Genomic DNA, 7,748 nt, shown 5'->3' with positions numbered 1-7,748 from the left:
GCCCGCCCGACACCGGGCAGGACGCCGACGGCCAGGCAGCCGGCCAGCAGCAGCGCGGGGGCGAGGACCATCGGCGGGGGCAGCCGCCGGCCCGGCCCGCGGATCTCCGGCTCCTCGCCCTCGCCGGTGGTCGCGGCCACCTCCGGGTGCTCCTTCGGCGGCGCGCCGAGCCCGCCGAAGACCCGCAGGGCCGCCCGCAGCACGGCGCCGCCGGTCAGCGCCGACACCAGCACGAACACCGCGGGCAGCCAGGCCCGTTCGTGCCCGGCGGCCTCCTCGGCGACGGCCTTGCCGAGCCCGGTGCCGAACGGCGGCAGCCCGGCCAGGGCCAGTGCCCCGAGGACGAACAGCAGCCCGGTGCCGCGCAGTTCGCGGGCCCGGCCGTGCAGCCCGTGCTCGTCCACCGAGCCGTACCGGTCGAGCAGCACGCCGGTGAGGCCGAACAGCGCGGCCTTGGCCCCGGCGTGGCCGGCCACGTACACCGCGGTGCCGGCCAGGCCCGCCGGGGTGAGCAGGGCCGCGCCGATCAGGAACAGCCCGACGTGCCCGACCGTGGAGAACGCCAGCAGCCGCTTCAGGTGCCGCTGCTGCCAGCACATCACGGCGCCGACCAGGGCCGTCAGCACCCCGGCGGCCAGCAGGGTGTCCCGGACGGCGGCGTCCGGCAGCCCGCCCGCACCGGCGAAGACCACCCGGTGGATCCGGGCCACGCCGTACACCCCGAGCTCGACCATCACCCCGGACAGCAGCATGCACACCGGGCTGGGGGCCACGGCGTGCGCGTCCGGCAGCCAGAAGTGGAACGGCGCCGCGGCGGCCTTCACCAGCGGGCCGGCCAGGACCAGCGTGAAGGCGAGCACCAGCAGGGCGTCCGGGCCGCGGCCGGGGACGGCCAGCCGGTCGAGTTCGGCGCCGATCTGGGCCAGGCCGAGCTCGCCGGTGCGGGCGTAGAGCAGGCCGATGCCGAGCAGCGAGAGGTAGGCGGCGGCCGAGTTGACCAGCCCGAAGGCCAGCGCGCCGTGCAGCGGGCGCGGGTCCTCGATCCGGTAGCCGGTCAGCGCGTACGCGACGGCGCCCATCAGCTCGAAGAAGACGAAGGCGTCGAAGAGGTCCCCGGTGAGCGCGAAGCCGCACATCCCGGCCTCGAAGAGCAGCAGCAGCGCGGGGAACAGCCCGCCGCGCTCGCCGGAGGGCTCGTCGAAGTACCGCCAGGCGTAGCAGAGCACGGCGAGCACCAGGACGGCCGCGAGCAGCGCGAGGCCGCTGCCGAGGCGGTCGGCGACCAGCACGACGCCCACGCTGTGCCCGCCCCGCGGCGTCCAGCCGCCCAGCCAGGAGACCTCCCGGCCGTCCGGGCCGGTCCGGGCCCACAGCAGGGCGAGGCACAGGACGTCGGCGGCGGCGAGGGCGGTGGCCAGCGCGTCGCGGCCGAGCCGGGGCAGCCACCGGCCGGCGACGGCGGTGACGGCCGCGCCCAGCAGCGGGACGGCGACGGCCAGCGGCAGCAGGTCGGCGGTGCGCACCGGACGTCACCCCCGCAGCCCGGTCAGTTCCTCCGGGTCCACCGTGCCGTGGCGCTTGCGCAGTTGGATCACCAGGGAGAGGAGCAGCGCGGTGACGGTCGCGCCGACCACGATGTCGGTGAGCGTCAGCGCCTGGACCACCGGGTCCACCACCGGGGCGTCGGTCGGCAGGTCGGAGAAGACCGGGGCGGTGGCGTCGCGGCGGTACCCGACCGCGAGCAGCAGCACGTACGTCGAGGACTGGGCGACGGCCAGGCAGCCGACCGCCTGCACCAGGTTGCGGCTGGTCACCAGGCCGTACAGGCCGGCGAGCAGGATCCACCCGGCCACCAGGTAGGGCAGCAGGTTCATGCCTCTTCCCCTCGGGGGACGACTTCGACGGCCTGGTCCAGGAAGTGGGCGAGCAGCACCACCACGCCGGAGGCGACCTCCACCCCGACGACGGCGTTGACGACCGCCACCAGCCCGCTGGAGGAGAGCTGGTTGAAGGTCCCGAGCGGCAGGGTGTTGGCGAGGTAGCCGGCGCCCTGGGCGAGGCCGATCAGGCCGAGCGCGGCGAAGGCGCCGGCGGCCAGCGCGTCCGCGACGTCCAGCGCGGCGAGCGGGCGGATCCGCTTGAGCACCCGGTAGTCGGCCGCGACGTACGCCAGGTGCAGCGCGGTGGCCAGCGCGACGCCGCCCTGGAAGCCGCCGCCCGGGCTCAGTGCGCCGTGCGCGACGAGGTAGCCGCCGGTCAGCACGGCGACGGGCAGCAGCGTGGCGCCGAACAGCCGGGTGGTGGGCAGCACGGGCTCGGCGGCGGCGCGGCGCTTGCGCTCGTCCCGGGCGAGGCGCAGCAGGATGCCCGCGCCGAGCACCGAGCCGAACAGGATCGACTCCTCGCCGAGGGTGTCGAAGGCCCGCTGGTCGAAGTTGACGGAGGAGACGGTGTTGGCCGTGCGCCGCGCCAGTGCGGCCGCCACGGCCCGCTCGCCGTAGGGGTGGTGGGCCCCGCCGAAGCCGGGCAGCTCGCCGGCGGCGGCGACCAGCGCGGCGGCCAGCACGGAGGCGGCGAGCAGGAAGAGGCCGAGCCGGGTGGTCCGGTTCACTCGGCGCGGTCCGGGCGGCGCTCGTCGGTGTGCTCCTCGCGGCGCACCCGGCGGACGGTCAGCAGGACGAGCAGCGGGGTGAGGGCGCTGCCGACGCCGAGCTGGGAGAGCGCGACGTCGGGTGCCTGGAGCACGGTGAACAGCAGCGCGAGGCTCAGCCCGAGCAGGGCGAGCACGGCGGCCTGCCGGACCGGGTCGCGGGTGAGCGCGGCCGCCGTGGCGGTGACGGCGGTGAGCAGCAGGGCGATCACGATCAGCGCGTCGGTCACGACTGCGCCCGGGCGACGGCCATGGTGGTGACGGTGCCGCCGGCCGCCAGCAGCAGGCCGATCACCAGCAGCTTGACCGCCGCCCGGCCCGGCCCGGTGTCCACGGCGAGGGCGAGCGCGACCAGCGGGGCGCCGAGCACGGCGGCGGGGGAGAGGGCGTGCAGGCGCAGGTGGCGGCCGGGCAGCACGGCGAGCGCGACGGAAGAGAGCAGCAGTGCGGCCGTGCCCGCGCAGAGCAGGACGAGTGCCACGGCGTGCCGGCCCATCAGCGCTCCCGCCCGGCCAGGAAGCGGGTGAACACCAGCGTCCCGGCGGGCGCCAGCACGGCCAGGTCGAGCGCCAGGTCGGTGTAGGAGGGCCGGCCGTAGCCCTGGGCGAGCAGCAGCAGGACGACGGACGTCACCACCGCGGCGAGGTTCAGCCCGGCCAGGCGCCGCCGCGGCCCGCCGGACAGCCCGAGCAGCAGGCACGGGCCGATCCCGCCGACGGCCAGGACGGCCGCCGCCAGCAGCCAGGCGTTCACTCGGCCGCCTCCGTCAACGCGCCCTCCAGGGCGGAGGGTTCGTGGCCGAGCGCGTGCACCAGCAGGCCCTGGCCGTCGACGTCCACCACGTACGCGCCGGGGGTCGCGGAGAGCAGCGCGGCCGCCCAGGCGGGGCCGGTGCCGGGGGCGAGCCGGACGGCCCGGAAGCCGGAGCGGCGGTGGCCGGGGGAGACCACGGCGAGCGCCAGCCGGCCGGTGTCGGCCAGCAGGGTCCGCGGGAAGGCCCGCAGGGCCGGGGCGAGCCGGGCCGCTCCGCCCGGGGCGGCGCCGGAGGCCCGCCGGACGGCGAGCGCGCCGAGCGCCGCGAGCAGCGCGACGCCGCCGCCCACCGCCACCTCCAGCGGTGTCACCGCGCTGATCAGCACGATGTTGAGCAGCAGCAACAGGCCCCACCAGAGCAGGAGTTCGGCCGCCGTCCGCATGTGTCACCCCCTGTACCGGCCGTCCGGGCAGCGCCGCCGTCGCGACGAGCGGCCCCAGGTGTACCGTCCGGCCGGTGAGGGCGTCCCGCGCGCAACGCCGTGGCGCGCGGGATCGGCGTGCCGGACCACCCGTTCGCCGGAGCGCGTCGCCGGAACCTCCGATGATCGGCCCGGTCCCGGCGGCTGCGCCGGCCCCGGTCCCGGCGGCGGCCCGGGCAGCCCTGGCTCACCTGTGCTCGCCGCGACCCCCGTCCCCGCCGAGCCGCGTGTCGGCCCCGCCGGAATCCGGGTCGTCCGGCGGCCCGGTGCACCGGCCGTCGTGCCGGTGCAGGTGCCGGACGGGGATCAGCAGCCAGCAGGTCACGAACCAGAGCATCACCGCCGCGGTGATCCAGCCGGAGGCCGCCGATCCGGTGGCCGTGCGCAGCAGGAGCAGCAGGGCCGAGCCGATGGTCAGCGCCAGCAGCAGCAGGCCGACGGCCACCAACCGGGCCGCCGCGTCGACCAGTTCCGGCTTCAGCAGGTGCCCGGCGAAGATCCGGTGGTAGGCCACCGGGGCCGTCAGCGCGCCGGTGGCCAGCGCCCCGAGGACGACCGTGACCACGTACAGGCCCCGGTCGAAGCCGCCGAGTTCGGCGAAGCGCGGCATGAAGACCACGCTCAGCAGGAACCCGAACAGCACCTGCGAGCCGGTCTGGGCCACCCGCACCTCCTGGAGCAGGTCGGTCCAGCGCCGGTCCGCCCGCTCGTCGGGCGTCTCCCGCCGGCCCGTCCGGCGGCGGGCACGGGTGTCGCGGCCGGTGTCCGGTGCCGCCATGGTGATCGCCTCCTCGCCGTTCTCGCCCTCCTCCTTCCCGTCGGCGCGGCTGTCCGCCGCCGGGCCCGCCGAAACCCGCGCAGGGCGGGCGGCCCGGATTTCCCGCCGCGCGGCGGTTTCCGGCCCCCCGCAGCGGATAGCCGCGCTGCGGGGGGCGTCGCCGTGACGGACGTGAAGGAGGAGCACCGTGTCCCCGAAGGTTTCCGACCGGATCCTGGAACGACTGCGCGACTGGGACGTCCCGTACGTCTTCGGCTACCCCGGCGACGGCATCAACGGGCTGCTCGCGGCCTGGGGCCGGGCCGGCAACGACCCCGTCTTCATCCAGGCGCGGCACGAGGAGATGGCCGCGTTCGAGGCCGTCGGCTACGCCAAGTTCTCCGGGCGCACCGGCGTCTGCGCGGCCACCTCCGGCCCGGGCGCCATCCACCTGCTGAACGGGCTGTACGACGCCAAGCTGGACCACGTCCCGGTGGTCGCCGTCGTCGGGCAGACCGACCGCAGCGCGATGGGCGGCTCCTACCAGCAGGAGGTCGACCTGCTGAGCCTGTACAAGGACGTCGCCGCCGACTACTGCCAGATGGTCACCGTCCCCGAGCAGCTGCCCAACGTGCTGGACCGGGCGATGCGCACCGCCGCCGCCCGGCGCACGGTGACCGCCGTCATCGTGCCCGCCGACGTCCAGGAACTGGACTACGAGCCGCCCGAGCACGCCTTCAAGATGGTGCCCTCCAGCCTGGGCACCCCGCGCTGGACGGTCCTGCCGGAGGACGGCGAGCTGCGCCGCGCCGCCGAGGTGCTCAACGCCGGCCGCAAGGTCGCCGTGCTGGTCGGCCAGGGGGCCCGCGGCGCCCGCCGGCAGGTGGAGGAGACCGCCGAACTGCTCGGCGCGGGCGTGGCCAAGGCGCTGCTCGGCAAGGACGCCCTGCCCGACACGCTGCCGTACGTGACCGGGTCGATCGGCCTGCTCGGCACCCGCCCCTCCTACGAGCTGATGCGGGACTGCGACACCCTGCTCACGGTCGGCTCCAGCTTCCCGTACACCCAGTTCCTGCCCGAGTTCGGGCAGGCCAGGGGCGTGCAGATCGACCTCGACCCGTTCATGGTCGGGCTGCGCTACCCGTACGAGGTCAACCTCGTCGGCGACGCCGCCCGCACCCTGGAGGCGCTGCTGCCGCTGCTGGTCCGCAAGGAGGACCGCGACTGGCAGCGCACCGTGTGCGACAACGCCGAGCGCTGGTGGGAGGTGATGGAGCGGCGGGCCGCCGTCGAGGCCGACCCGGTCAACCCCGAGTACGCGATCCACGCCCTGGACCACCTGCTGCCCGACGACGCCATGGTCACCGCCGACTCCGGCTCCGCCGCCAACTGGTACGCCCGCCACCTGCGCTTCCGCGGCCGGATGCGCGGCTCGCTGTCCGGCACGCTGGCCACCATGGGCCCGGGCGTGCCCTACGCCATCGGCGCCAAGTTCGCCCACCCGGACCGGCCCGCGATCGCGATCGTCGGCGACGGCGCGATGCAGATGAACGGCCTCGCCGAGCTGATCACCGTCGCCAAGTACTGGCAGCGGTGGGAGGACCCGCGCCTGGTCGTCGCGGTGCTCAACAACCGCGACCTCAACCAGGTCACCTGGGAGATGCGGGCGATGCAGGGCGCGCCGAGCTTCCTGCCCTCGCAGCAGCTTCCGGACGTCGACTACGCGGGCTTCGCCCGCAGCCTGGGCCTCGGCGCCGAGCGCGTCGACGAACCTGGGCCGGTGGTCGACGGCTGGCAGCGCGCGCTGGCCGCCGACCGGCCGTACCTGCTGGAGCTGTGCACCGACCCGGCCGTCCCGCCGATCCCGCCGCACGCCACCTGGGACCAGATCCAGGCCGCCGCCGAATCCGTGCTGCGCGGCGACGCCGACCGCGCCGCGATGGTCCGCCAGGGCTTCCGGGCCAAGCTCCAGGAGCTCCTGCCCTCGCTCGGAGGCCGCCATGGGCGCCGTTGAGCTCGCGCTGCGCAACATCCGCACCGGCCGCTTCCAGCGCTCGCTGGCCCTGGCCACCGCCGCCGGCTCGGTGATCACCGCCGCCGAGATCTACCTGGAGCACGACCGGGCGGGCTTCGGCAACCGCGTCATGTGGTGGCCGGTGTGGCTGGGCCCGGTCGGCGCGGCCGCCGGGATCGCCGGGGCGTGCAGCCCGCGCGCGGCGCACACCCTGCTCCCGGTCGCCTCCGCCGCGATCACCGCCAACGGCCTGCAGGGCGCCTTCCTGCACGTCCGGGGCATCGCCGAGAAGCCCGGCGGCTGGGCGATGGCCCGCTACAACGTCGAGATGGGCCCGCCGCTGTTCGCGCCGCTGCTGATGAGCCTGGTCGGGGGGATGGGCCTGCTCGCCGCCGTCCTGCGCCGGGAGTCGCGCGATGCCTGAACCCCGGCGTGAACCGCGCTTCCCCGGCTACGACGTGCTCGGCCAGGCCCGCCACTGGGACCGCGAGACGGCCGCCGTGGTGCTGCCCCGGACCGGCCCGCAGCCGCCGCCGCGCTTCTTCACCCCCGCCGAGCAGGCCACCGCCCGCGCCCTGCTCGACCAACTGCTCGACCACCCCGGCACCCCGCTGCTCGCGATGGTCGACGCCCGCCTCGCCGACCGGCGCACCGACGGCTGGCGCCACGCCGACCTGCCCGAGGACCACGAGGCCTGGCGGCGCAGCCTGCGCGCCCTGGACGAGGACGCGGACGGCTCCTTCGCCGACCTCACCGGCGTCCAGCAGCGGGCCCTGATCGGCCGGATCCAGGAGCTGGGCGGCGAACGCTGGCACGGCCTGCCCGCGCGGCACGTCTGGAGCCTGTGGACCCGCTACGCCTGCACCGCCCACTACGCCACCCCCGCCGCCTGGAACGAGATCGGCTTCGGCGGCCCCGCCCACCCCCGCGGCTACCTGCGCCTGGGCGCCGGGCTGCGCGAGCCCTGGGAGGTGCCCGACGCCCACTCCCGGCCGCCGCGCCCGCCCGACCACGAGCCCCCGCCGCCGAAGTCGCCACCGCCACCGAAGTCGCTGTCGCTGAAGTCGGCCGGGTTGAAGTCGGCGCCGGTGA

At 76.2% G+C, this 7,748-nt stretch carries 11 protein-coding genes; 3 read left to right on the top strand and 8 right to left on the bottom strand.

Annotated elements, in window-relative coordinates; all coding sequences use genetic code 11:
• The 8 genes from ABZW03_RS33080 to ABZW03_RS33045 all read right to left on the bottom strand — a co-directional run.
• Positions 1-1,523, bottom strand: a 1,523-nt coding sequence (locus tag ABZW03_RS33080) for a complex I subunit 5 family protein (protein WP_355266646.1), incomplete at its 3' end; no start/stop codon positions are given.
• A gap of 6 nt (positions 1,524-1,529) precedes the next feature.
• Complete coding sequence (locus ABZW03_RS33075) at positions 1,530-1,874, bottom strand: cation:proton antiporter subunit C (protein ID WP_355266644.1); 345 nt, start codon at positions 1,872-1,874, stop codon at positions 1,530-1,532.
• Positions 1,871-2,611, bottom strand: coding sequence for an MnhB domain-containing protein (locus tag ABZW03_RS33070; protein ID WP_355266641.1), 741 nt, complete (start codon positions 2,609-2,611; stop codon positions 1,871-1,873). The genes ABZW03_RS33075 and ABZW03_RS33070 overlap by 4 nt, the downstream gene beginning before the upstream one ends.
• Entirely contained in the window at positions 2,608-2,880 is a 273-nt protein-coding gene (locus ABZW03_RS33065) for a hydrogenase subunit MbhD domain-containing protein (RefSeq protein WP_355266638.1), read from the bottom strand. The genes ABZW03_RS33070 and ABZW03_RS33065 overlap by 4 nt, the downstream gene beginning before the upstream one ends.
• Positions 2,877-3,146: a monovalent cation/H(+) antiporter subunit G gene (locus ABZW03_RS33060; protein WP_355266636.1), complete on the bottom strand. Its 270-nt coding sequence runs from the start codon at positions 3,144-3,146 to the stop codon at positions 2,877-2,879. The genes ABZW03_RS33065 and ABZW03_RS33060 overlap by 4 nt, the downstream gene beginning before the upstream one ends.
• Positions 3,146-3,403, bottom strand: coding sequence for a monovalent cation/H+ antiporter complex subunit F (locus tag ABZW03_RS33055; protein WP_355266633.1), 258 nt, complete (start codon positions 3,401-3,403; stop codon positions 3,146-3,148). The genes ABZW03_RS33060 and ABZW03_RS33055 overlap by 1 nt, the downstream gene beginning before the upstream one ends.
• Positions 3,400-3,846, bottom strand: coding sequence for a hypothetical protein (locus ABZW03_RS33050; protein WP_355266630.1), 447 nt, complete (start codon positions 3,844-3,846; stop codon positions 3,400-3,402). The genes ABZW03_RS33055 and ABZW03_RS33050 overlap by 4 nt, the downstream gene beginning before the upstream one ends.
• A gap of 226 nt (positions 3,847-4,072) precedes the next feature.
• The gene (locus ABZW03_RS33045; protein WP_355266627.1) at positions 4,073-4,663 is read right to left on the bottom strand and encodes a DUF6328 family protein; all 591 of its coding nucleotides are present in this window, start codon (positions 4,661-4,663) and stop codon (positions 4,073-4,075) included.
• A 187-nt stretch (positions 4,664-4,850) separates the two neighbouring features.
• Here ABZW03_RS33045 and ABZW03_RS33040 point away from each other — a divergent pair, with 187 nt between their 5' ends.
• The 3 genes from ABZW03_RS33040 to ABZW03_RS33030 all read left to right on the top strand — a co-directional run.
• Complete coding sequence (locus tag ABZW03_RS33040) at positions 4,851-6,656, top strand: thiamine pyrophosphate-requiring protein (RefSeq protein ID WP_355266624.1); 1,806 nt, start codon at positions 4,851-4,853, stop codon at positions 6,654-6,656.
• Positions 6,643-7,080 (top strand): hypothetical protein, encoded by a 438-nt coding sequence (locus tag ABZW03_RS33035; RefSeq protein ID WP_355266621.1) that lies wholly within the window; start codon positions 6,643-6,645, stop codon positions 7,078-7,080. The genes ABZW03_RS33040 and ABZW03_RS33035 overlap by 14 nt, the downstream gene beginning before the upstream one ends.
• Positions 7,073-7,748 (top strand): gluconate 2-dehydrogenase subunit 3 family protein (locus ABZW03_RS33030; protein WP_355266618.1); only part of this gene is annotated, 676 nt, incomplete at its 3' end. The genes ABZW03_RS33035 and ABZW03_RS33030, both read left to right, overlap by 8 nt.

Origin of the sequence: Kitasatospora sp. NPDC004799, from assembly GCF_040609095.1 — a bacterium.
Taxonomy (GTDB): Bacteria; Actinomycetota; Actinomycetes; order Streptomycetales; family Streptomycetaceae; genus Kitasatospora.
This window is presented reverse-complemented; position numbering and strand designations above follow the sequence as displayed.